This window comes from Phycobacter sedimenti (assembly GCF_038148855.1).
GTDB lineage: Bacteria > Pseudomonadota > Alphaproteobacteria > Rhodobacterales > Rhodobacteraceae > Phycobacter > Phycobacter sedimenti.
Map to the genome: position 1 here is coordinate 257,733 of NZ_JBBVGR010000003.1, position 22,343 is coordinate 280,075.

A 22,343-nucleotide genomic window follows, 5' to 3' on the forward strand; every position below is an offset into this window, starting at 1 on the left:
GGTGGGGGAAAACGGGACATGGTTAGGTAATGACGCGATATCACCGGATCAAGAGCGGGGGCCACTGAATGGCGCCCCTGCTGTCAGTCGAGGGCCTCAGCATCGGCTTCGGCCGGGATGAACCCGTTGTGCGGGACGTCAGCTTTGATGTCGCGCCCGGCGGCACCCTGGCATTGGTTGGCGAAAGCGGCTCGGGCAAGACGATCACCTGCCGCGCCGCCCTGCGCATCCTGCCGCGCGCCGCGCAGATCCGGTCTGGCAGGATCACCCTCAACGGCGGCAAGGCGCCCCTGGACCTTCTCTCACTGTCGGAACGGCAGATGCGCAGCGTGCGCGGAAACCGGATCGCGATGATCTTTCAGGAACCGATGCGGTCCCTGTCGCCGCTGCACCGGATCGGAAACCAGGTCTCAGAGGTTCTGTGGCTGCATGGCCGAAAAAGCGAGGCCGAGGCCCGCAAGGAAGTGCTGGAATGCTTCGAACGCGTTGGTTTTCCTGAACCCGAACGCACCTATAACTCCTACCCGTTCGAACTGTCGGGCGGCATGCGCCAGCGCGCGATGATCGCCATGGCCATGGTCGCCAAACCGGACCTTCTGATCGCGGATGAGCCGACGACGGCTCTGGATGTGACCACTCAGGCGCAGGTTCTGGGGTTGATGAAGGAGTTGCAGCGCGACACCGGCATGGCGATGATTCTCGTCACGCATGATCTGGGCGTCGTCGCCAACATGGCAGAAAATGTCGTGGTCATGCACAAGGGCCGCGTGATGGAGGCCGGCCCCGCCGCGCCGATCCTGTCCAACCCGGCGCATGCCTATACCCGCGCGCTGATCCACGCGGCCCCCAAGATCCCCGCCGCAACTGAACCCGTACCGCCCGAGCCCAAAAAGGATCTGATCCTCGAGTTGAAGTCGGTTTCAAAGACCTACACCCTGCGCGCAGGGAAAGGCTGGGCGCCGCCCACCTACATACACGCCTGCCGCGGGGTGGATTTCAAACTGCCACGCGGCAAGACGCTGGCCATCGTCGGCGAAAGCGGTTCAGGCAAGACCACTGCCGCCCGCATCGCGCTGGGGGCCGAGCCGCCTGACCCCGGCGGCGAGGTACTGTTCCGCCCCGATGCAACCGGAGAGACCGTCAAGGTGCACCAGATGGACCGCGCCGCCCGCACCGCCTTTCAGCGTCAGGCGCAGATGGTGTTCCAGGATCCCTATTCCTCGCTCAGCCCGCGGATGCGCATCCTCGACACCATGACCGAGCCGCTGGAGATCCACGGGATCGGCACACCTGCCGAGCGCCGCGACCGGGCTGCGCGCATGTTGCAGACCGTGGGCCTGGGGCCGGAAATGCTGCAGCGCTACCCCCATGCCTTTTCCGGCGGGCAGCGCCAGCGCCTGTCGATTGCCCGCGCCCTGATGCTGGATCCCGCGCTCATCGTCTGTGACGAGCCCACATCGGCGCTGGATGTTTCCGTGCAGGAACAGATCCTGCGCCTCTTGGAAGAGATCCAGGAACAGCAGGGGCTGTCCTATCTCTTTATCAGCCACGATCTGGCCGTGGTGGCGCGGATCGCCGACGAGGTGGCCGTGATGCGGCGCGGATTGATCGTAGAACAGGCGCCACCCGAAACCCTGTTTCACAATCCCCAGCACCCCTACACCAAGGCGCTGATCGCGGCGCAGCCCGAACCCGACATCGCCCGCCCGATCAATCTGGATCTGGTGGCGCAGGGGGCCGGCGCGCCGGACAGCTGGCCGGAACATTTCAGATTTACAGGCTCCGAAGCCCCGCCGCTGGTGATGCTGGAGCCCGGACACAAGGTACGTTGCCATGTTTGAGATCAGAAAAACAGCTTTGCGAACCGCACCGAAAACCCTGATGGCCCTGGCCTTTGCAGCCGCCCTTGCGCCGCTTGCCGCGCTGGCAGACGCGCTGCCGCCGCTGCAAGAAAGCACGTTCTGGAAGCAAGAGGTGGATGCAGGAGATCTGCCTTCCGTGGCCGACCGCATTCCCGATGTGCCGCTGGTGGTCGATCTCGCCGCCAAGGGACGGGAATTCGGCGTGCAGGGCGGTGCGCTCAACACCATGGTGACACGCTCCAAGGACATCCGCCAGATGGTTGTCTACGGCTATGCCCGCCTCGTGGGCTATGATGCCGACTACAAACTTCAGGCCGATATCCTTGAGGCTTATGAGGTCGAGGACAACAGACGCTTTACCCTGCATCTGCGACCGGGCCATCGCTGGTCGGACGGATCCCCCTTTACCTCGGCCGATTTCGAGTACTGGTGGAAGGACGTGGCCAACAACCCGCTTCTCAGCCCTGCCGGTCCCCCGGATTTTCTGCGCATCGAAGGCGAGCTGCCGGAGGTCACCTTCCCGGATGAGACCACCGTCGTCTTTGAATGGACGCATCCCAACCCCGGCTTCCTGCATCATCTGGCGCAGGCGCGGCCGCCCTTCATCTACCGCCCCGCGGCCTATCTGAAACAGTTCCACGCCGACTACGCGGACCCGGCGGCCCTGGCCGATGAAGTGGATTACGCCCGCGTCAAAAGCTGGGCGGCGCTGCACAACAAATACGACAACATGTACAAGTTCGACAATTTCGAACTGCCCACGCTGCAGCCCTGGATGAACGCCACCGCAGGCAAGAAGATCCGCCAGATCTTTGTGCGCAACCCCTACTATCACCGCATCGATGCCAAGGGCGTGCAACTGCCCTATATCGACACGGTCGAAATGGAGATCGTCTCGGGCGGTCTGGTGGCGGCAAAATCCAACGCCAGCGAAGCCGACCTTCAGGCGCGTGGTCTGGGCTTTCGTGACATCCCGATCCTGCGCAAGGGCGAGGCCGATGGCGGCACCTACAAGACCCATCTTTGGGGCACCGGCACCGCGTCTCAGATCGCGATCTATCCGAACCTCAACGTGAACGATCCGGTCTGGCGTGCGGTCCTGCGCGATGTGCGCGTACGCCGCGCCCTGTCTGTGGCCATCAACCGTGCCGCCATCAACAAGGCGCTCTATTTCAAGCTCGCCAAACCCGGTGCCATGACCGTGCTTGAGCAAAGCCCGTTTTTCGATCAGGCCCTGCGCGAGGCCTGGGCCCAGTTCGATCCGGATCTGGCCAACAAACTCCTCGATGAGGCGGGCCTCACGGAAATGGACGGCTACGGCATCCGCAAGCTGCCCGACGGTCGCCTGATGGAGCTGATTGTCGAGACAGCAGGCGAGCGGCAGGAGGTCGAGAACGCCCTCCAGATCATCACCGACGACTGGCGTGATGTGGGCGTAAAACTGGTGATGCGCCCTCTTGATCGCGACATCCTGCGCAACCGGGTCTTTTCGGGCACCACGGCGGCTTCTGTCTGGTATGGCTGGGACAACGGCATCCCGCAGCCCTATACCTCGCCCGCCTATCTCGCGCCCACCGATCAGGTCTTTCTGGCCTGGCCCAAGTGGGGCCAATACCACCAGACCGGCGGCGAAGCTGGCGAGGCCCCCGACATGGAACCGGCCAAGCTTTTGCTGGAGTTGCTCCACGACTGGGAAATCGCCACCACCGACGAAGAACGCTCTGCTGCCTGGCGCGAGATGCTGAAGATCCACGCCGATCAGGTCTATGGCATCGGCCTTGTCGCGGGCGCGCCGCAGCCTGTGGTCGTGTCGAACCGCCTGCGCAACGTGCCCGAGCGCGGCATCTGGGCCTGGGATCCCGGCGCCCATTTCGGTGTGCACCGCATGGATGAATTCTTCTTCGAGGACGGCAAAGGCTGATGGAGATCCTGCGCTACGCCATCTACCGCTTTGGCACCATGCTGCTCACGCTTTGGGTGGTGTCGGTGCTGGTTTTCGTGATCATCAACCTGCCCCCCGGCGACTACCTGTCGAACCAGATCGCCGAACTGCGCGCCAGCGGCCAGACCGCGGGCGTTGAAAAGGCTGAGTTCCTGCGGCGGGAATACGCGCTCGATAAGCCCCTCTGGCAGCAGTATTTCATCTGGGTCGGCTTCCTGCCCGGCCCGCATGGGTTCTCGGGCCTGATCCAGGGAAATTTCGGCTGGTCCTTCGAATTTGATCGCCCCGTTGCGGAAATCGTCGGCGACAGCCTGTGGCTGACCGTGCTTGTGAACCTCGCGGCGGTCCTTTTTGTCTATCTCGTGGCCCTGCCGCTGGGTGTTCTGGCGGCTGCACGTTCACGCACCTGGGTCGATTACACCTCGGCCTTTGTGGGCTACCTTGGCCTTGCCACGCCGAACTTCCTTTTGGCCTTGATCTTGTTTTACTACGGCCACCGCTGGTTCGACCTGCCCATCGGCGGGCTGATGGACCCGGTTTACGAAGGCGAACCGATGAGCTGGGACAAGGTGAAATCGATCCTCATTCACCTGATCGTGCCTACCTTCGTGATCGGCACCTCCGGCGCCTCTGCGATGATGCAGCGGCTGCGCGCCAATATGCTGGACGAGCTGGGCAAACCTTACGTGGAGACAGCCATCGCCAAGGGGATGGCCCCTTCGCGGATGTTGGCGAAATACCCGCTGCGCGTTGCCTTCAACCCCTTTGTGGCGGATATCGGCAATCTCTTGCCCTCGATGGTGTCGGGTTCTGTTCTGGTTTCGGTCGTTCTGGGACTTCAAACAATCGGGCCGGACCTGCTGCAGGCGCTGAAATCGCAGGACATGTTCCTGTCCGCCTTCATCCTGATGTTCGTCGCCCTTCTGACCTTGATCGGCACGATGATTTCCGACGTGCTGCTGGTCCTTCTCGATCCGCGCATCCGCTACGAGGGACGTGACGCATGAGCCAGCTTCCCGACGGTCGCTATGTCGACGACGCCCCTTACGATGCCGAACAATCCATCCGCGAGCTGGAGCGCAAGGATCTGGACGCCCCCAACTGGGTGCTGATCTGGCGCAAGTTCAAGACCCACCGGCTGGGCCTCATTTCCGGCGCGTTTCTGTTGTTCTGTTACCTGATGCTGCCCTTCGTCGGCTTCATCGCTCCCTATGGGCCGAACCAGCGCCACAGCGAGCATCTCTATTCGCCGCCGCAAAGCATCAACTTCTTCCACGAGGGTGAATTCCTTGGCCCGTTCATCTATCCGATGACATCCGAGGCCAACATGGAAACCTTCCAGTGGGAGTTCAAACCGGACTACGACAACCCGCAGCCGCTGAAATTCTTCTGCGAGGGCAGCACCTACAGGATTGCCGGTCTGATCCCGGCAGACACCCACCTAGTCTGTGCGCCCAGCGCCGACATGCCGTTCTTCCTGTGGGGATCAGACCGGCTGGGCCGGGACGTGTTCAGCCGCATTCTCTATGGCGCGCAACTGTCGCTCACTGTGGGTCTGATCGGCATCACCGTATCCTTCGTTCTGGGCATCTTTTTCGGCTCTGTCGCAGGCTATTTCGGGGGTCGGATCGACTGGGTGATCAACCGCGTGATCGAGATCCTGCGCAGCCTGCCAGAGCTGCCCCTTTGGCTGGCGCTTTCGGCCGCCGTGCCCTCGAACTGGTCGCCTGTGGCGGTGTTCTTCATCATATCTGTGATCCTTGGGATCCTGGACTGGCCGGGACTGGCGAGATCGGTCCGGGCCAAGTTCCTGTCCCTGCGCGAAGAGGAATACGTGCGCGCGGCGGAAATGATGGGCGCCTCCTCGGGGCGAGTGATCCGCAAACACCTTTTGCCGAACTTCATGAGTCATCTCATCGCCTCGGCCACCCTGTCGATCCCGGCGATGATCCTTGGGGAAACCGCCCTGTCCTTCCTGGGCCTTGGCCTGCGTGCGCCTGCGGTCAGCTGGGGCGTGATGCTGAACGATGCGCAGAACCTCGCCAATATCGAGATCTACTGGTGGACCGCCATTCCGATGCTACCTATCGTCGTGGTCGTGCTGGCCTTCAACTTCCTGGGTGACGGCCTCAGAGACAGTTTGGACCCCTACCAGCAATGACCCTGATTTCCGCCCTGCCCGATCCCGCCAGCTACAGTATCACTGGCAGCGGGGTCCGGCCTTCGGCCTTTGCGGTGACCGAGCTGGCCAATGCCAGCGTCGCCGCCGTCGGAGTTGAGCTGGCCCATTACATGCTGGCCGCAAATCTTGTGACCGCACCGCCTGCGGTGACGGTGGACCAGCGGCTCGCCTCGCTCTGGTTTGGCTACAGTTTCAGGCCCCAAGGCTGGGAGATGCCGTCTTTGTGGGATCCCATCGCAGGCGATTACCCCTGCGCCGACGGCTGGATCCGCCTGCACACAAATCTGCCGCACCACCGCGCCGCGGCCCTCGCCGCGCTCGGCTGCGCGAACACACCCGAAGCGGTGCGCGCCGCCGTCGCCACCTGGTCAGGCGATGATCTGGAGCGCGCCATCGTGACGGGCGGTGGCGTGGCGGCCACCATGCGCAGCCGGGATCTGTGGCAGTCGCATCCACAAGGCATGGCCGTTTCCTCCGAGCCGCTGGTGCAGTGGACCGCGCCGCGCGATGTCCACCCCCGCGCCCTTCCCGATGCAACCGAGGCACGGCCACTGGCAGGGCTCAAGGTGCTGGATCTCACCCGCGTTCTGGCCGGACCGATTGCCACACGTACCCTGGCGGGCTTAGGCGCCGAGGTGCTGCGGATCGACCCGCCCGGCTGGGACGAACCCGGCGTGATCCCCGATATCTCTCTGGGCAAGCGCATGGCCATGCTCGACCTCAAAAGCCCAAAAGACCGCAACCGGTTCGAAGCGCTCCTTGCCGGGGCCGATGTGCTGGTCCACGGCTATCGCCCCGGTGCCCTCAAGGATCTGGGATACGGCCAGCATATGCGTGACCAGCTTGCCCCGAACAGGGTGGAAGTCACGCTCAATGCCTATGGGTGGACCGGTCCCTGGGCGCGGCGGCGCGGCTTTGACAGCCTGGTTCAGATGAGTGCCGGTATCGCAGATACCGGCCGCGCCTGGGCCAAATCGGACAAACCGACACCCCTGCCGGTGCAGGCACTGGATCACGCCACGGGCTACCTGATGGCCGCTGCCATCCTGTCGGCCCTGCGCGAGGCGATCCAGCACGGCAAGACACCTCAGGCGCGCCTGTCCCTTGCCCGCACAGCCGAGCTTCTGGCCAGCCTGCGCCCCTCGGCAACCGGAGCGCAGATCACGAAAGCTGAGGATGCGGACTACGCCCCCACCATCGAGAGTTCGGGCTGGGGATCAGGATTGCGGCTTAAACCGCCCCTCGCGCTTGCGGAAACGCAGATGCACTGGGATCTGCCTGCCGCAAAGACCGGATCATCTTCCGCACAGTGGACGGCCTGATACCCTTTGCGTCCGGGCGCTGACGCGCCGCGCACCTGCGCGGCGCCCGGCCCAACCCCAAGCGGAGCGCGCTTGTGCGGTCCGCTTGGGGTTGGGAGTGCGCCCGCTCTCAACTGCCACGAACGCCCCCTCTGCGCTTAACGGTCGTCGCCTGGGCCCCCGTTCACGTCCAGCTGATCCTCATCTATGGCAGCCTGCACCGCCCCTGCCACCGCTTCCTTTTTCTGTGGCGTCATGTTGTCAGCCTGATCCTCCGCCAGTCGCACCGTCACTTCACGGTGCGCGAACTTGATGCCTTCGCGTTCGAACAGCTGGCGGATTTCCTCGTAGACCTTCTTGCGCACCAGCCATTGATCGCCGGGTTTGGTCATGAACTTGACCCGGATGATCATCGCTGAATCCTGCATCTCGATCACGCCCTGCGACTTCAGCGGCTGGATGAAATTGTCGCCGATCACCGGATCGCTCAGCAGCTCCTGCCCCAGTTTCTTGATCAGCTTGCGCACCTTTTCGACATCGGTGTCATAGGTCACGCGCAGGGGCAGTTTCATCATCACCCAGTCGCGCGAATAGTTGGTGAGCACCCGGATTTCGCCAAAGGGAATGGTGTGCAGCGCGCCCAGGTGATGGCGCAGCTGGAACGAACGGACCGAGATCTTCTCAACCGTGCCCTTCACATCGCCGATGTCGATATACTCGCCCTTGCGGAAGGCGTCATCGACAAGAAAGAAGGCGCCGGAAAAGATATCGCGCACCAGAGTCTGCGAGCCGAAACCAACGGCAAGGCCTACCACACCGGCGCCGGCGAACAGGGGGCTGACGTTGATGCCGAGTTCCAGCAACACGATCAGGATGATGGACACCAGAACCACGGCCAGGATGGCGCCGCGGAACAGCGGCAACAGGGTCGCCAGACGACTGGCGCCGCCGGCGCCACCCTCATCGCCCAGCTCGGTGTCGGGCTGATCGCCGACCTCCTCGTCGATTTTCCCATCGATCCAGATGCGCGCAACGTTGTAGACGATATAGCCGATGAACAGGATCACCACGACATCGTAAAACCGGTCGATAGCCGACCCCTCGATCCAGTCGAGATCCGGGTTCCAGACGTAGAACAGCGCCACCGCCCCCATCACGAAGGCCAGGATCCCGGCAACCCGGCGCGCAAGATCTTCGAAGGTGGCAATGGGGTGGTGCTGACGCAGGGGGGCGGCGATCTCCTCGGCGTCGTCCTGCCCCTCGGCCTCCGTCTCGTCCCCATCCTCACCATTGGATTGTCGAGGCAGACGCCGCCTGCCTGCATATACCTCGATGCCGTAGTTGATGACACCATAGACCACCAGGATCGAGGTCAGCACCAGATAGGTGCCCATCATGAGCGGAATGGACATGTCGCGCTCCAGCACGAGATCAAAGGCCAGCTGCAGCCAGCCAAAGACGATATAGGCCGCCACCGCCGGCGCCCAAGCCACCGACAGGACCCTCAGCAGCCAGGAACACTCTTCCGGCGGGCAGCCTGCGCGGATCGCACCGGTGATGGCGCGGGCGTTAAAGGCCACCAGCGCCAGATTTCCGATCACGCCCAACAGCGCAAGCCCGCCGTAGACAACCGCATAGACGTTGTAGTTGAGGCCAAAATCTCCGACCCAAGAGGCAAAGACGAGGGTCGCAATGTCATAGGTCGCCAGCACCGAGGCCCAGATATAGAGCCGCTTTGCATCCCGGTCGGAAAACACCGGAATCCGGTACTGGCTCAGGTAGGGCGACAGCACCATGCGCCAGAGATCCGAAATCGTCCGTGACAGGAAGAAGGTTGTATAGATGGCCAGAACGGTGAACCGGATCGAGGTATCCCCCGAGGCGCCGAAGATCAGGTATGAGGCCAAAAGAGCCACCACCATCGCAAAGATCGTTCCACCAACACCAAGCAGGAAGCGAAAGACCAGGAAGGGCATCTTTTCCTTGTAGCCCTCGGGCTGCTCCTTGGAGCGGGCCTCCACGAACTGACGGGCAAATCTCTTGCCATAGACCTCTCCGGCGAGCCAGCGTCCGATGAGAAGGAACAGAAGGCTCCAGAACAGCAGCTCCACATAGGTCATGATCCGACCGTCCGGACTGGTCTGACGCAGGATGTATTTCATCTCGAAGATCGAGTAGGGCAGCGCCTCCAGCCGACTGCGCAGCTCGTCACGGAAGATATCCATTTCGGACTGGGCCTTCATCAGCATCGAGGCCCCTTCCATCTTGTCGGATTTGGCGCCGTCCTCATCTGTGGCGCCATCTGCCGCCAGATGGGCACCGCTGCCATCGACAATGATCACACCGACCCCTTTTTCGGCGGCCAGCTCTATGGCGCGCGCAAAGGGATCCTTGGCCTCTTCTGTATCTGTTTTGGCGCTCGTCTGGGCGCTTGCCTGTCCATAGAGCAGCGTTTGTGCCTGAGAGCCGCCAGGCGCAAAGGCCAGGATCGCGAACAAAAAAAGCAAGGCAGGGAAAACTCGGCCAAACCGGCGAACGGCGCGCAAAATCATGATGTGGAGACCCTCGTAAAGCTGCCTTGCAGGTTAGTGAGCCGCCATCAAAGGCGCAATTGCCCGCGCGCAACACTGCCGCAGAGTTTTATGGCCCCGCCGGTGACTCCCCCGCCGGTGCATGTCATTTTCTCCCCAAACGGGACCATATAGACCAATCGCCCTTGATTTCAGCGTCTGGCTATTGCACCACCCCCTTGATCCACCTGTTTTGGGCGACCCGATGAAAGACCAGACCAGCTCTACGCCCGACAGGGGCAGCGGCACTCGTGGCCCGCGTGTCATGCTTTACAGCCATGACACCTTCGGGCTGGGGCATCTGCGCCGCTCGCGGGCGCTTGCCGGTGCGATCACGGCCGCTGATCCCTCAGCTTCGGCGCTGATCCTGACCGGATCGCCCGTGGCAGGGCGCTTTGCCTTTCCCAGCCGGGTCGATCACATGCGCCTGCCCGGCGTGATCAAGCGCAGCGACGGCAGCTATGCCTCGCGCACCATGGGCATGAGCATCGAGGAAACCACCGAGCTGCGCTCGGGGCTGATCCGCTCAATGGCGCAGCAGTATGATCCCGATGTGCTGATCGTTGATAAAGAGCCGACGGGCTTTCGCGGAGAGTTGATGCCTGCGCTGGACTGCCTGCGCAGCCGAGGCCGATGCAAGCTGGTCCTGGGCCTTCGTGATGTGCTGGACGAGCCCGAGGTGCTGTCTGCCGAATGGGAGCGCAAGAATGCCGTTCCGGTGACCGAGGACTACTATGATGAAATCTGGGTCTATGGGTTGCGCTCGATTTATGATCCCACACAGGGGTTGGATCTGTCCGAAGACGCCCGCGCCCGCATGCACTGGACCGGCTATCTGCGCCGTGACCTCGGCGAGATCGGTCCGCCGCCGGAACAGCCTTATGTTCTGATCACACCCGGCGGCGGCGGCGATGGCGCGATGATGGTCGACCTCGTTCTATCCGCCTATGAGCGGGACCCGGACCTCAATCCGCGCGCCCTCCTGGTCTATGGCCCTTTCCTGTCCGGCGAGACACGCGAAGCCTTCGAGGCCCGCGTGGCCGCCCTTAATGGCCGCGTGACCTCGGTGGGCTTCGAAAGCCGGATCGAAACGCTGTTTGCAGGGGCCTGCGGCGTTGTCTGCATGGGCGGCTACAATACCTTCTGCGAAGTCCTGTCATTCGACAAACCGGCCGTGATCGTGCCGCGCACCACTCCGCGCCTCGAACAGTGGATCCGCGCCAGTCGGGCCGAAGAGCTGGGCCTTGTCGCCATGCTGGACGAAAACCGCGACGGCTGGACCCCCGAAGCCATGATCCGCGCCATCCGTGCCCTGAAAGAGCAGCCCTGCCCCTCGGCGGCCTTCGGCCCGGGCTTTCTGGACGGGCTGGACTATGTCACCCAACGGGTTAGCGCGCTGCTCGAGACCGTACCGCGAAAGGCCGCCGAATGAACACCGCCCGCCCGCCGCTTGCGGTTCTGGTCAAGGGCTGGCCACGCCTGTCCGAGACCTTCATCGCGCAGGAACTGGTAGCGCTGGAAGCCGCCGGTCATGCGTTTGAGATTTGGTCCCTGCGTCATCCGACGGATGTGAAACGCCACCCCCTGCACGAGCGCCTGAAGGCTCAGGTCAACTACCTGCCCGAGTATCTGTATCAGGAACCGGAGCGCGTCTGGCAGGCCCGCGAGATTGCTCGGAGGCTGCCGGGATATGCCGAGGCCGGGCGGATCTGGCGCGCGGATCTGCGCCGCGATCCCAGCCGCAACCGCATCCGCAGGTTCGGCCAGGCCTGCGTTCTGGCCGCTGAAATGCCGGATGCCGTCCTTGGGCTCTATGCGCATTTCCTGCACACGCCATCGTCAGTGGCGCGTTACGCGGCCATCATGCGCGGCCTGCCGTGGAGCTTTTCCGCACATGCAAAGGACATCTGGACCTCCCCCGACTGGGAAATCCGCGAAAAGCTCTCATCCGTCGATCACGGCGCCGCCTTTGGCGCCACCTGCACCGCCTTTGGCGCAAAGCACCTGCGCGAGATGTCGGATGATCCGGCGCGCATCGATCTGATCTACCACGGTCTCGACCTCAGCCGGTTTCCCGCACCGCCCGAGCGCACCCCACGCAAGGCAGGCGATCCCCTGCGCCTCATGTCCGTTGGACGACTGGTGGAAAAGAAGGGCTTTGACCGTCTGATCTCCGCGCTGGCGCTGCTGCCACAGGACCTTGACTGGCACTGGACCCATATCGGTGGCGGCGGTCTGGGTGATCTTCTCCAGGGCATGGCCGAGGATGCGGGCATTGCGGATCGCATCACCTGGCGCGGCGCCTGCGATCAGCCCGAGGTGATCGAAGCCATGCGCCACAGCGACATCTTCGTCCTGCCCAGCCGTGTTGCCGCCGATGGCGACCGCGACGGGCTGCCCAATGTGCTGATGGAGGCCGCCTCCCAGCGCCTGCCGATCCTCTCGACGCCCGTCTCGGCCATTCCCGAATTCATAGACAGCGGCACGCACGGGCTGCTCAGCGAGGATGCCCCCGAGGCGCTGGCAGCCGCGATCTGCGCGCTTGCGAATGACCCCGATAAATCCGCCACCATGGCAGAGGCCGCGCTAACGCGCCTGCGCCGGGATTTCGGCATGGATCCCGGCATTGCGCGCCTGTCCGAGCGGCTCACCTCCATGCTGAACGGCGCATGACCGGCAGCAGCGGCAAACGCATCGCATTCTATGCGCCGATGAAATCGCCGCACAGTCCGGTGCCTTCGGGCGACCGGGAAATCGCGCGCAACCTGATGGATGTGATCGCGGCAGGCGGCGCGAAGGTCGATCTGGTCAGCGAGCTGCGCATTTATGACAAGGCGGGCGATGCCGACCGGCAGAACGCGCTGCGCGCTGCGGCCCGGCAGGAGGTCCAGCGCCTGCTGGCCGAGATGCCGCCAGTGGATCTGTGGGTTACCTATCACAACTACTACAAGGCCCCCGACCTGATTGGTCCCGAAGTCGCCCGTGCGCGCGCCATCCCCTATGTGCAGATCGAAAGCACCCGCGCCATGAGCCGCCTCACTGGCCCCTGGGCGGGCTTTGCCCAATCGGCCCATGACGCCGCCGATGCCGCCGATGTCATCTTCTATTTTACGGCCAATGACCTCATCACGCTGGAACGGGAACGCTTCGGGATGCAGAACCTGGTGCACCTGCCCCCTTTTCTGCCTCTGCCTGACCTGCCCGATGCCTCCTCGCTGGCAGGTCCGATGCTCAGCGTCGGCATGATGCGCGCGGGCGATAAGCTGGCCTCCTACCGCATCGTCGCGGAAACCCTCGCGCATCTTGAGGGCGACTGGCAGCTTGAAATCGCGGGCGATGGCCCCGCCCGCGCCGAAGTCGAAGCCATGATGGCACCGTTCCGGGGGCGCGTGCGCTTTCTCGGCCAATTGGACCGGCAGGGTCTGAGCGCCGCCTACACCCGCGCCGACCTGTTTCTCTGGCCCGGCGTGAACGAGGCCTTTGGCATGGCCTATCTTGAGGCACAGGCCCACGGTCTGCCTGTGGTGGCGCAGGATCGTCCCGGCATGCGCGACGTTCTGACCTCCGCCCGGTACCCCACACCGGAACACGGGGCGGAAGCGCTGGCAGGGCAGATCCAGACCCTTCTGGCCGATCCTGATCTTCGTGCCCGGCGCAGCGCCGAAGCCCGGCGGATGATCGCCGCCAACCACCTTGCACCTGCCGCCACCGCCCGGTTCTGGGCTGCCGTGGCACCGCTTCTGGAGGGCCGCTCATGATCCGTCTTGCCCTTTTGCGTCACGGTCATACCGACTGGAACCGCGCCGGCCGCATCCAGGGGCGCAGCGACATACCTCTGGATGACACCGCCCGCCATGAGCTTGCCGCTCAGGCCCTGCCCGCACCCTGGGACGCGGCCGATCTTTGGTCGAGCCCCCTGTTGAGAGCCGCGGAAACCGCGCGGCTGGTGGCCGGGCATGAACCCCAAACCGCGCCCGAGCTGACAGAAATGAACTGGGGCGACTGGGAAGGTCTGCAGGGTCTCGATCTGAAGGCGGACCCAGCCAGCGGCTTTCGCGACATCGAACACTGGGGTTGGGATTACCGTCCTCCCGGCGGCGAAAGCCCGGCCGAGGTCTGGGCGCGTATCGCGCCCTGGATTGATCGTCTCACACGAGACACGGTTGCCGTCTGCCATATCGGGATCATGCGGATGATCCTCGCCCGCGCCCATGGCTGGGATTTCGATGGCCCCGCACCATTCAGGATCAAACGCAACCGGTTGTTCGTGGTCGAGATCGACAAGGGCGCCCTGACGCCTCTGCCGGACCCGATCCGCCTGATCCCCAAGGAGGCGGCATGAAGGTCCTGATCGCCGTTACACACCTCTTGGGCACCGGGCACCTGTCACGGGCACTGACGCTGGGCCGAGCCTTTGTAGAGGCAGGTCACGAGGTCTGCGTGGCTTCGGGCGGCTTTCCTGCCCCGCAATTACGGCACGATGGGGTCGAGCTGGTGCAACTCCCAGCTTTGCGATCTGATGGGGTAGATTTCACTCGGCTGCTGACGCCGCACGGAACAGTGGCGGATGATGCCTATCATGCCGCCCGGCAAGACGCCTTGCACGGCGCAATGACGGACATGCAGCCCGACGTTCTGATCACCGAGCTGTACCCCTTTGGACGTCGCAGCCTCAAAGCCGAGTTCCTGGCGCTTTTGCAGGCCGCCCATGCCCTGCCACGCAGGCCGGTCGTCCTTGCGTCAATCCGCGATATCCTTGCGCCGCCTTCAAAGCCCAGGAAAGCGGTCGAGGCGGACGCTGTGATCGGTGAATTCTATGACGCCGTTCTGGTGCATTCAGACCCTGCTGCAACCCGCCTGGACATCAGCTGGCCGGTCTCCGAGATGCTGTCGGGTAAGCTGCGCTACACTGGCTACGTGGCCCCCCCTGCGGCTACGCCGCATCCCGAAAAGGTCGGCGCGGGCGAGGTTCTGGTCAGCGCGGGCGGCGGCAGCGTAGGCGACACACTGTATGAGACAGCGCTGGAGGCCGCCCGGCTGACGCCTGGCACGCGGTGGCGGCTCTTGATCGGGGGCAGCGACGCGGCAGATCGGATCGCTCGGTTTGAGGCCGCGGGCTCGCCCGCCGTGATCGAAGCCGCGCGTCCGGATTTCAGGCAGATGCTGCGCCATGCCGCCGCCTCGGTCAGCATGTGCGGCTACAACACCGCGCTGGATCTGTTGCAGGCGGGCACCCCGGCGGTTCTGGTGCCGTTTGATGCAGGCAAGGAGGTGGAGCAATCCCTGCGCGCCCGGAGCCTTGCGCCACTGAACGGGATCGAGGTTCTGAAGACCGCTGACCTTTCGCCCGAAAGGCTGGCACGCGCCGTGCGCTCCGTGATGACAGAGCCCATGCGCGCAACGGACAGCTTCCGGTTTGACGGCGCCGCCAGAACGGTAGAGATTGCCGTCGAACTGGCGGAGAAACGTAAATGACGGCAGACTGGAGCGCCCTCGACCGGGAGCTGGCCGCCTGGCAAAAGTCCCGGCTGAGACTTCCCCTTTGGTGGCGCGACGACGATGCGGTTCAGGTCACGCCTCAACTGGATCAACTGGCGGATCTTTCCACCAGGCTGGGTCTGCCCGTGCATCTCGCCGTCATCCCGAAAGAGGCGCAGCAGAACCTGGCCGATCACCTGAAAGGCGCGCCGCACCTCATTCCCGTGGTACACGGCTGGGCGCACCAGAGCCACGCCCCGGCGGAGGAGAAGAAAGCCGAGTTCGGCGCCCATCGCCCGGTGGATGACCGTCTGGAGGACGCCGAAGCCGGATTGCAGCGGCTCAAGACGCTGTTCGGCTCCGCCCTGCGCCCGATGTTCGTGCCGCCCTGGAACCGCATCGCGCCGGACATGCTGCCCTGGATGGCAGGGCTGGGCTATAGCGCGCTTTCGACCTTCACCCCGCGCCGCCAAGGCAAGGTCGCGCCGGGTCTTGTGCAGATCAACACGCATCTTGATCCGATCGACTGGAAGGGCAGCCGCTCCTTGGCCCCGGCGGAACGGCTGATCGCGCAGGTGGCAGAGCAGTTGAAGGATCGCAGAAAAGGCCGCGCGGACATGCGCGAACCCTATGGCATCCTTACCCATCACCTTGTGCATGACGCGGCGATCTGGGATTTCACCGAGGCGCTGATTTCGCGCCTTCTAGCCGGCCCTGCCGTGCCCTGGACCTATGACGAAAGGAATTCGTGAATGAGCCGACTGGATTCAATGCTGCGCCGCCTGACCGCCCAGCGCGACGGGCTGAACTGGGCCGCAAAGCAGATCGCAGGGATTCCCGGTGACGCACTGGACATGGGGCTTGGCAACGGGCGCACCTATGACCACCTGCGCGAGATCCTGCCGGAGCGGCGAATCTGGGTGATCGACCGGGTGCTGCAATGTCACCCCTCCTGCGTGCCACCCGAAGAGGATTTCCTGCAAGGCGAAGCGGAACCCATGCTGCAGCGGCTCGCCACTGAGGGCCACAGGATCGTTCTGGCCCACTATGATTTCGGCTTTGGGGTCAAGGAACAGGACGTGGCCGAAGCTGCCGCCATGTCGCCGGTGATCGCCTCCGTCATGGCACCGGGTGGCATTGTTGTTTCGGGCCAGCCTTTGGTCGGTTTTGAAGAGCTGGGCGGCCCTGACGGCATCCCCGAGGGGCGCTACATGTTCTACCGCGCCTGAAGGCAGAGACGCCTCAGCTGCCCTCTGTGCCCAGCTCATAGGGGCAGAAGATCTCGTTCTGGATCGTGATCTGAGATCCGTCGATCAGGACGACGCCCAGACCGGGATCCTCCGGCGCAGGGCTGAAACTGTCCCAATCCCAGGCGGGCACGGGCGGCGGTGCCTGAAACAGGACGGATCGCAGAGTGGCAAAGGGCAGTCCTGCCGCCACGCCGCTCACGCTGCGATGCACATGCCCGATGCACAGCTGTACCGGCCCCGACGCGTGCCTGCTCACAAGATCAAGAAAGCTGTCGCCGTCGTACATCTTGATCTCGTCCATCATCGGCAGGCCAAGGGTCATCGGCGGGTGGTGCAGAAAGAGGATGACCGGTTGATCCCCGGCGTGTTGCAGCTGGTTTTCCAGCCACTGCCGACGCGCAGCACAGAATTCTCCGCCGCTCGAAGCAGACTTATAGGTATCCAGAGCCAGCACCGTGGCTCCGTTCAGGGGCACGGCATACTGTATGAAATCCTCCATGCAACTGTCCGGCACAGGCAGGATCTGGCGCAAGAGCACGCGATCATCGTGGTTTCCCATCATCGGGAACCAGGGCATGGCAAGCCGGTCCAGAAGCGGGCGCAAGGCAGCGTAGTTCGCAAGGCCCGGATCATTCACCAGATCGCCCGAGATAACGCAGCACGCCGCATCCTCGTGATGGGCGTTGATATGGGCTATGGCAGCCTCTAGCCGCTGGCGCGGATCATGGCCAAGCGGCGCGCCTTCGGCCACGAAATGGAGATCTGAAATCCAAGCGATCTTTTTCATGTCGCGTCCTTTTATGCTGGTTTTGTTCAGGCGACCCGCACTCCACGAGAATAAACACCCTGCAGGGCGGGCACACCGGCGCGCATGGCGAAACGGATCAGGTCCGCGCGTTTGCCGACCTCCAGCCGCCCGCGATCCTCAAGGCCCACCGCGCGCGCCGGAGCGCTGGTCACGGTGGCGATGCCACGCGCCATATCGTCCCAGATCTCTCCCAGCCGTGCCGCTGCGAGGAGCAGCGCCGCAGGCACGTAGTCGGAGGAGACGATATCCAGAAGGTCCAGCTCGGCCAGCTCCTGCGCGGCCACATTGCCCGAGTGCGAACCGCCCCGGATCAGGTTCGGCGCGCCCATCATCACCTGAATGTCATGGGCATGGCAGGCGCGGGCGGCTTCGACCGTGGTGGGGAACTCGGCCAGCCGGATGCCGTGACCGGCAGAGACAGCGACCTGATCCTCGGTGGTGTCATCATGGCTGGCCAGCACCGCGCCAAACCGCTTCGCCGCCTTCACCGCCTCCACCTCGTGCAGGTCGCCATAGGTGTCGCGCATGGTCTTGAGGTTCGCGATATGCTGCAGGAAGGCATCATCATCGAAGCCGTGCTTGCCCTTCACATAGGCCTCGAGCTTGGAAATATCGCGGAACTGTCGCTGCCCCGGCGTGTGGTCCATCAGCGAGACCAGACCGACGCGATCTTCATCTCCGAACTCATCCAGCTCCTCCACCAGGGTTTCCGAGCAGACCTCCGCCCGCAGGTGCAGGAAGTGGCTGATCTTCAGGGCATCCTTGGCGCGCAGTTCCAAGAGCTCACTGGCAAGGCTGCGGGCGTATTGACCGTATCGCGCTTCCTTGGCCTTGATCGACCCCACCCGCATTGCATCGAAAACTGTGGTGATCCCGGTGCCCGCCAGCTCGGCGTCATGGGCGATGATCGCGGCGGCATGGGGCCAGTCCACCTTGGGGCGGGGCTGGATGTGACGTTCCAGATTGTCGGTGTGCAGCTCGATCAGGCCGGGGCTGACGAAATCACCGCCGCAATCCACCGCACCGGCGGGCACGCCCGCACCCTCGGCCATATCCGTGATCTTTCCGTCCTTGATCCTGAGGCTGCCGGTGCGGGTTTCACCGGGCAGGACAAGGGTGGCATTGGCAAGGATCATCTCTTGTGTCATCTGGATTTCACATCTTTCGAGGTATTGGAAAGGCCACGTTTAGGAGGCCAATGTGACATTTACGCGATACGCGATCTATTTTGCGCCGCCCCGTGCGGCGGAATGGAGCCGGTTCGGAGCCAGCTGGCTGGGCTGGGATATGGAGACCGGGGCCGAGGTTACGCACCCCGATGTGCCGGGGCTGGACGTTGCGGCGATCACCGCAACGCCGCGCAAATACGGGCTGCATGCGACCATGAAACCACCCATGCGTCTGGCAGAGGGATATTCCCAGGCAGACCTTGAAGCCGCCTGCGCCGCGCTCGCCGCCACTCAGGCGCCGGTGACACTGGAGCGGTTGCAACTGGCGCGGCTGGGCCGCTTCCTGGCGCTGCGCCCGGTAGGCGATGAAAGCGCCCTCAATGCGCTGGCCGCCGCCTGCGTGACGGAACTGGACGCCTTTCGCGCCCCCGCGCCCGAGGCGGAACTTGCCCGCCGCCGCGGCGCGGGTCTCAGCCCCGAGCAGGACAAGAACCTTGTAACCTGGGGCTACCCTTACGTGCTTGATCAGTTCCGCTTTCACATCACCCTGACCGGCAAGCTGCCGAAACCTGACCTGCCCGGCGTCGAGGCTGCCTTGCAGTCGCATCTGATCCCGCTGCTGCCCGCGCCCTTTACCATCACCGATCTGGCGCTGATGGGGGAGGATGCCGAGGGGCGCTTTCACCTGATCCACCGCTACACCCTCACGGGCTGAAGCGCGGCGCGCGCGACCATGACCGCCGCGCCCAGATCGCCGCTGTTGTCGATCTCGTGCACCTTGGCCAGCCCCGCAGGCAAAGGCTTGCCCGCGCGGGCAAGTCGGCGCTTCACCTCGGCGGCATCCTCGCGCCCGCGCGCCGCCAGACGGGCGGCGAGCACCTCGGGGCGGGCGGTGACCGAGAGCACGCGAAAATCGTCAAAGGCATCCTGCGCCTCCAACAGCACCCCGCGCGACAGGTTGACCAGAACCGCAGTTGCCCCGGTACGCAGGCTCTCGATCTCTCTTGGAATACCATAGTGCAGCCCATGGGCAGGCCAGTGCAGGGCAAAGGCGCCCTTGCCTGCCAGATCAAGAAACGCGGCTTCGGTAACGGGGGTGTAATCCTCACCGCCGGCCTCGGGGGCGCGGGTGATCACGCGGCGCATCAGCTTCACTCCGGGATCGGCCTGCCGCAGTCCCTCCATCAGGCTGTCCTTGCCCACACCCGACGGGCCGACGACGGCAATCACCGGCCCTTTTTGCGGTCGCTCCGTCATGCAGCCGCCTGCGGCGCATAGGCCGAGACATCGATGAACCGGTCGCAGACCTGATCGCGAGCCGCCTCATCGTGGAAAATGCCGATGATGGCTGCGCCGCGCGCCTTGGCGCCTTCGATCAGCCCCAGCACGGTGGCGCGGTTCTGCGCATCAAGGCTCGCCGTGGGCTCATCCAGCAGAAGCGCCGGATAGTCATAGGCAAAGCCGCGTGCGATATTCACGCGCTGCTGCTCCCCGCCGGAGAACGTCGTGGGGCTGAGGCTCCAGAGCCGTTCGGGGATATTCAGTCCCGCCAGCAGGGTCGCCGCCTTTTCGCGCGCGTCCTCGATCGGGGTGCCTACCGCCAACAGCGGATCAGCCACCACATCGAGCGCAGGCACACGCGGCACCACCCGCAGGAACTGGCTGACATAGCCCAGCGTCTTGCGGCGCAGCTCAAGGATCTCGCGCGGCTCGGCCTTGGCCACATCTGTGTCGCCCACCAGAATGCTGCCAGAGGCGGCGAGGTAGTTGCCGTAGATGAGCCGCATCAGGGTCGATTTCCCGGCGCCCGAAGCCCCCACCAGCCCCACGCATTCGCCGGGTTTGACCGAGAGCGTTGCGCGCTCCATCACCGGGATCACCGCGCTGCCCTGATTGTGCAGGGTGAAGCTTTTGCTGACGTTGTTGAGTTCGATCATCACTTTGTCCTCACACCTGCAACACGCTGGAAACCAGCAGCTGCGTATAGCCATGTTGCGGATCGTCGAGCACTTGATCCGTCAGGCCGGTTTCGACCACATGACCGTCCTTCATCACCATCAGCCGGTCGGCCAGTAGCCGCACCACCGCCAAATCGTGGGTCACGATAATGGCGCTGAGACCCATCTCGCGCACGAGGCCCCGCAAGAGATCCAGCAGCCGCGCCTGCACCGAGACATCAAGGCCCCCGGTGGGTTCGTCCATGAAAACAAGCCGAGGCCCGGTCACCAGGTTGCGGGCGATCTGCAGCCGCTGCTGCATGCCGCCGGAAAAGGCCGAGGGTCGGTCGTCGATGCGCGCATCTGAAATCTCGACCCGGCCCAGCCAGTCGGCGGCGCGGGCGCGAATGTCGCCATAGTGACGATCACCAACGGCCATCAATCGCTCGCCGATGTTGCCACCGGCGGAGACCGACATGCGCAAGCCATCGCGGGCATGCTGGTGCACAAAGGCCCAGTCGGTGCGCCCCAGCATGCGGCGGGCAGGTTCCGACATGGTGACCGTATCCACCGGCCCGTCGGCGCGGGTATCAAACACCACCTCGCCCCGATCCGGCGCCAGATGTCCGGCCAGACAATTCAGCAGCGTGGATTTTCCCGAGCCGCTTTCGCCGACAATGCCCATCACCTCACCGGGGTAGAGGTCAAAGCTGACATCCGTACAGCCGATCCGCGCGCCATACATCTTGGCGACGTCTTTCACTTGCAGCAAAGGGGTCATGCCGCGGCCTCCTCTCCCAGGCGGCCCACATGGCCTGCCTCGCGCCGCGAACGGCAATAATCGGTGTCCGAGCAGACAAACATCCGGTTGCCCGCATCATCCAGGATCACCTCATCCAGATAGCTGTCTTCGGCGGCACAAAGGTCACACGGATGATCGGCCTTGCTGGCCTCGAACGGATAATCCTCGAAATCGAGGCTCACGACCTTGGTGTAGGGCGGCACCGCGTAGATGCGCTGCTCCCGGCCTGCACCGAACAGCTGGATCGCCGCCATCTCCATCTTGGGGTTGTCGAACTTGGGGATCGGCGAGGGATCCATCACGTAGCGATCCGACACCTTCACCGGATAGGCATAAGAGGTCGCGATGGCGCCGTGCTGGCTGATGTCCTCATAGAGCTTCACATGCATTAGGCCATATTCCTGCAAGGCATGCATCTTGCGGGTCTCGGTCTCGCGCGGCTCAAGAAAGCGCAGCGGTTCCGGGATTGGCACCTGATAGACGAGGATCTGATCTTCGGTCAGCTCCGCCTCGGGGATGCGGTGGCGGGTCTGGATGACGCTGGCCTTTTCGGTTTCCTCGGTGGTGGCGACCCCGGCGGTGCGTTCAAAGAACTTGCGGATCGAAACCGCGTTGGTGGTGTCATCGGCGCCCTGATCGATCACCTTGAAGGTATCCTCGGGCGTCAGCGTTGCGGCAGAGACCTGTACCCCGCCGGTGCCCCATCCATAGGGCATGGGCATTTCGCGGCTGGCAAAGGGCACCTGATAGCCCGGCACGGCCAGACCTTTGAGGATCGCCCGGCGGATCATCCGCTTGGTCTGCTCATCGAGGTATGCAAAGTTATAGTCAGACATGGTTTTCTCCATTTTCTGACGGAGTTACGGAATGGGCGGGTTTATCTTCATTGGAATAGCGTTGACGCTGATTGTGGCGCACCGAATCTGGGTTTTCCGACGATCCTCCCAAAGACGAAAGACACTTCGCCAGGATGACGGTGGAACCTGGGTCTGGATCGACTATGGCGGAAGGGAGTGCCGATCTGACATCCACCCGGACTCTC

Annotated in this window: 20 protein-coding genes; 13 read left to right on the forward strand and 7 right to left on the reverse strand. The window is 63.8% G+C overall.

Annotation, left to right across the window (positions count from 1 at the left end; genetic code table 11):
- The first annotated feature begins 68 nt into the window (after positions 1 to 68).
- Genes AADA15_RS06950 through AADA15_RS06970 form a run of 5 tightly spaced genes read left to right on the forward strand, consistent with a single transcriptional unit; the run spans position 69 to position 7,308 of the window.
- Positions 69 to 1,841: an ABC transporter ATP-binding protein gene (locus AADA15_RS06950; protein WP_341640817.1), complete on the forward strand. Its 1,773-nt coding sequence runs from the start codon at positions 69 to 71 to the stop codon at positions 1,839 to 1,841.
- On the forward strand, positions 1,834 to 3,783 hold the full coding sequence (locus AADA15_RS06955; protein ID WP_437343177.1) for an ABC transporter substrate-binding protein: 1,950 nt from the start codon (positions 1,834 to 1,836) through the stop codon (positions 3,781 to 3,783). The genes AADA15_RS06950 and AADA15_RS06955 overlap by 8 nt, the downstream gene beginning before the upstream one ends.
- Positions 3,783 to 4,811 carry an ABC transporter permease gene (locus AADA15_RS06960; RefSeq protein ID WP_341640818.1) on the forward strand — a complete coding sequence of 343 codons (1,029 nt, stop codon included), beginning with the start codon at positions 3,783 to 3,785 and terminating at the stop codon, positions 4,809 to 4,811. The genes AADA15_RS06955 and AADA15_RS06960 overlap by 1 nt, the downstream gene beginning before the upstream one ends.
- Positions 4,808 to 5,965 (forward strand): ABC transporter permease, encoded by a 1,158-nt coding sequence (locus AADA15_RS06965; RefSeq protein WP_341640819.1) that lies wholly within the window; start codon positions 4,808 to 4,810, stop codon positions 5,963 to 5,965. Before AADA15_RS06960 ends, AADA15_RS06965 begins: the two co-directional genes overlap by 4 nt.
- Entirely contained in the window at positions 5,962 to 7,308 is a 1,347-nt protein-coding gene (locus AADA15_RS06970) for a CoA transferase (protein WP_341640820.1), read from the forward strand. The genes AADA15_RS06965 and AADA15_RS06970 overlap by 4 nt, the downstream gene beginning before the upstream one ends.
- Positions 7,309 to 7,445: 137 nt before the next feature.
- Here AADA15_RS06970 and AADA15_RS06975 read toward each other — a convergent pair whose 3' ends face one another.
- Positions 7,446 to 9,839 carry a mechanosensitive ion channel family protein gene (locus AADA15_RS06975; protein WP_341640821.1) on the reverse strand — a complete coding sequence of 798 codons (2,394 nt, stop codon included), beginning with the start codon at positions 9,837 to 9,839 and terminating at the stop codon, positions 7,446 to 7,448.
- 223 nt (positions 9,840 to 10,062) lie between these two features.
- Between AADA15_RS06975 and AADA15_RS06980 the strand changes: the two genes are divergently transcribed.
- Genes AADA15_RS06980 through AADA15_RS07010 form a run of 7 tightly spaced genes read left to right on the forward strand, consistent with a single transcriptional unit; the run spans position 10,063 to position 16,564 of the window.
- A complete protein-coding gene (locus tag AADA15_RS06980) occupies positions 10,063 to 11,289 on the forward strand; it encodes a glycosyltransferase family protein (protein ID WP_341640822.1) in 1,227 nt (408 codons plus the stop codon).
- The gene (locus tag AADA15_RS06985; RefSeq protein ID WP_341640823.1) at positions 11,286 to 12,530 is read left to right on the forward strand and encodes a glycosyltransferase; all 1,245 of its coding nucleotides are present in this window, start codon (positions 11,286 to 11,288) and stop codon (positions 12,528 to 12,530) included. Before AADA15_RS06980 ends, AADA15_RS06985 begins: the two co-directional genes overlap by 4 nt.
- Positions 12,527 to 13,615 (forward strand): glycosyltransferase family 4 protein, encoded by a 1,089-nt coding sequence (locus AADA15_RS06990; protein ID WP_341640824.1) that lies wholly within the window; start codon positions 12,527 to 12,529, stop codon positions 13,613 to 13,615. Before AADA15_RS06985 ends, AADA15_RS06990 begins: the two co-directional genes overlap by 4 nt.
- Positions 13,612 to 14,199 (forward strand): histidine phosphatase family protein, encoded by a 588-nt coding sequence (locus tag AADA15_RS06995; RefSeq protein ID WP_341640825.1) that lies wholly within the window; start codon positions 13,612 to 13,614, stop codon positions 14,197 to 14,199. The genes AADA15_RS06990 and AADA15_RS06995 overlap by 4 nt, the downstream gene beginning before the upstream one ends.
- Positions 14,196 to 15,332: a glycosyltransferase family protein gene (locus AADA15_RS07000; RefSeq protein ID WP_341640826.1), complete on the forward strand. Its 1,137-nt coding sequence runs from the start codon at positions 14,196 to 14,198 to the stop codon at positions 15,330 to 15,332. The genes AADA15_RS06995 and AADA15_RS07000 overlap by 4 nt, the downstream gene beginning before the upstream one ends.
- Positions 15,329 to 16,087, forward strand: coding sequence for a polysaccharide deacetylase family protein (locus AADA15_RS07005; RefSeq protein WP_341640827.1), 759 nt, complete (start codon positions 15,329 to 15,331; stop codon positions 16,085 to 16,087). Before AADA15_RS07000 ends, AADA15_RS07005 begins: the two co-directional genes overlap by 4 nt.
- Complete coding sequence (locus AADA15_RS07010; protein ID WP_341640828.1) at positions 16,088 to 16,564, forward strand: class I SAM-dependent methyltransferase; 477 nt, start codon at positions 16,088 to 16,090, stop codon at positions 16,562 to 16,564. It begins immediately after the preceding gene.
- 13 nt (positions 16,565 to 16,577) lie between these two features.
- Here the strand turns inward: AADA15_RS07010 and AADA15_RS07015 are convergent, their stop codons facing one another.
- Together AADA15_RS07015 and AADA15_RS07020 are read right to left on the reverse strand one after the other, a co-directional pair.
- Positions 16,578 to 17,372: a phosphodiesterase gene (locus tag AADA15_RS07015; protein WP_341640829.1), complete on the reverse strand. Its 795-nt coding sequence runs from the start codon at positions 17,370 to 17,372 to the stop codon at positions 16,578 to 16,580.
- Positions 17,373 to 17,398: 26 nt separating this feature from the next.
- The gene (locus AADA15_RS07020; protein ID WP_341640830.1) at positions 17,399 to 18,541 is read right to left on the reverse strand and encodes an alpha-D-ribose 1-methylphosphonate 5-triphosphate diphosphatase; all 1,143 of its coding nucleotides are present in this window, start codon (positions 18,539 to 18,541) and stop codon (positions 17,399 to 17,401) included.
- Positions 18,542 to 18,593: 52 nt separating this feature from the next.
- Between AADA15_RS07020 and AADA15_RS07025 the strand changes: the two genes are divergently transcribed.
- The gene (locus AADA15_RS07025; protein WP_341640831.1) at positions 18,594 to 19,277 is read left to right on the forward strand and encodes a DUF1045 domain-containing protein; all 684 of its coding nucleotides are present in this window, start codon (positions 18,594 to 18,596) and stop codon (positions 19,275 to 19,277) included.
- Here AADA15_RS07025 and phnN read toward each other — a convergent pair.
- The 4 genes from phnN to AADA15_RS07045 are packed head-to-tail and all read right to left on the reverse strand — an operon-like array spanning position 19,259 to position 22,137.
- Positions 19,259 to 19,819: a phosphonate metabolism protein/1,5-bisphosphokinase (PRPP-forming) PhnN gene (gene phnN / locus AADA15_RS07030; protein ID WP_341640832.1), complete on the reverse strand. Its 561-nt coding sequence runs from the start codon at positions 19,817 to 19,819 to the stop codon at positions 19,259 to 19,261. The genes AADA15_RS07025 and phnN overlap by 19 nt on opposite strands.
- The gene (phnL, locus tag AADA15_RS07035) at positions 19,816 to 20,499 is read right to left on the reverse strand and encodes a phosphonate C-P lyase system protein PhnL (protein ID WP_341640833.1); all 684 of its coding nucleotides are present in this window, start codon (positions 20,497 to 20,499) and stop codon (positions 19,816 to 19,818) included. The genes phnN and phnL overlap by 4 nt, the downstream gene beginning before the upstream one ends.
- Positions 20,500 to 20,509: 10 nt before the next feature.
- Entirely contained in the window at positions 20,510 to 21,280 is a 771-nt protein-coding gene (gene phnK / locus AADA15_RS07040) for a phosphonate C-P lyase system protein PhnK (protein WP_192964531.1), read from the reverse strand.
- Positions 21,277 to 22,137, reverse strand: coding sequence for an alpha-D-ribose 1-methylphosphonate 5-phosphate C-P-lyase PhnJ (locus tag AADA15_RS07045; RefSeq protein WP_274847812.1), 861 nt, complete (start codon positions 22,135 to 22,137; stop codon positions 21,277 to 21,279). The genes phnK and AADA15_RS07045 overlap by 4 nt, the downstream gene beginning before the upstream one ends.
- Positions 22,138 to 22,343: the final 206 nt, after the last annotated feature.

Bases quoted from the DNA above. Each gene is read 5' to 3' on its own strand.
- AADA15_RS07010 (WP_341640828.1), top strand. From the start codon at position 16,088: ATGAGCCGACTGGATTCAATGCTGCGCCGCCTGACCGCCCAGCGCGAC.
- AADA15_RS06980 (WP_341640822.1), top strand. From the start codon at position 10,063: ATGAAAGACCAGACCAGCTCTACGCCCGACAGGGGCAGCGGCACTCGT.
- AADA15_RS06995 (WP_341640825.1), top strand. From the start codon at position 13,612: ATGATCCGTCTTGCCCTTTTGCGTCACGGTCATACCGACTGGAACCGC.
- AADA15_RS07005 (WP_341640827.1), top strand. From the start codon at position 15,329: ATGACGGCAGACTGGAGCGCCCTCGACCGGGAGCTGGCCGCCTGGCAA.
- AADA15_RS06960 (WP_341640818.1), top strand. From the start codon at position 3,783: ATGGAGATCCTGCGCTACGCCATCTACCGCTTTGGCACCATGCTGCTC.
- phnK (WP_192964531.1), bottom strand. From the start codon at position 21,280: ATGACCCCTTTGCTGCAAGTGAAAGACGTCGCCAAGATGTATGGCGCG.
- AADA15_RS06955 (WP_437343177.1), top strand. From the start codon at position 1,834: ATGTTTGAGATCAGAAAAACAGCTTTGCGAACCGCACCGAAAACCCTG.
- phnN (WP_341640832.1), bottom strand. From the start codon at position 19,819: ATGACGGAGCGACCGCAAAAAGGGCCGGTGATTGCCGTCGTCGGCCCG.
- AADA15_RS06985 (WP_341640823.1), top strand. From the start codon at position 11,286: ATGAACACCGCCCGCCCGCCGCTTGCGGTTCTGGTCAAGGGCTGGCCA.
- AADA15_RS06950 (WP_341640817.1), top strand. From the start codon at position 69: ATGGCGCCCCTGCTGTCAGTCGAGGGCCTCAGCATCGGCTTCGGCCGG.
- AADA15_RS07045 (WP_274847812.1), bottom strand. From the start codon at position 22,137: ATGTCTGACTATAACTTTGCATACCTCGATGAGCAGACCAAGCGGATG.
- AADA15_RS06965 (WP_341640819.1), top strand. From the start codon at position 4,808: ATGAGCCAGCTTCCCGACGGTCGCTATGTCGACGACGCCCCTTACGAT.
- AADA15_RS07000 (WP_341640826.1), top strand. From the start codon at position 14,196: ATGAAGGTCCTGATCGCCGTTACACACCTCTTGGGCACCGGGCACCTG.
- AADA15_RS06975 (WP_341640821.1), bottom strand. From the start codon at position 9,839: ATGATTTTGCGCGCCGTTCGCCGGTTTGGCCGAGTTTTCCCTGCCTTG.
- AADA15_RS07020 (WP_341640830.1), bottom strand. From the start codon at position 18,541: ATGACACAAGAGATGATCCTTGCCAATGCCACCCTTGTCCTGCCCGGT.
- phnL (WP_341640833.1), bottom strand. From the start codon at position 20,499: ATGATCGAACTCAACAACGTCAGCAAAAGCTTCACCCTGCACAATCAG.
- AADA15_RS06970 (WP_341640820.1), top strand. From the start codon at position 5,962: ATGACCCTGATTTCCGCCCTGCCCGATCCCGCCAGCTACAGTATCACT.
- AADA15_RS07015 (WP_341640829.1), bottom strand. From the start codon at position 17,372: ATGAAAAAGATCGCTTGGATTTCAGATCTCCATTTCGTGGCCGAAGGC.
- AADA15_RS06990 (WP_341640824.1), top strand. From the start codon at position 12,527: ATGACCGGCAGCAGCGGCAAACGCATCGCATTCTATGCGCCGATGAAA.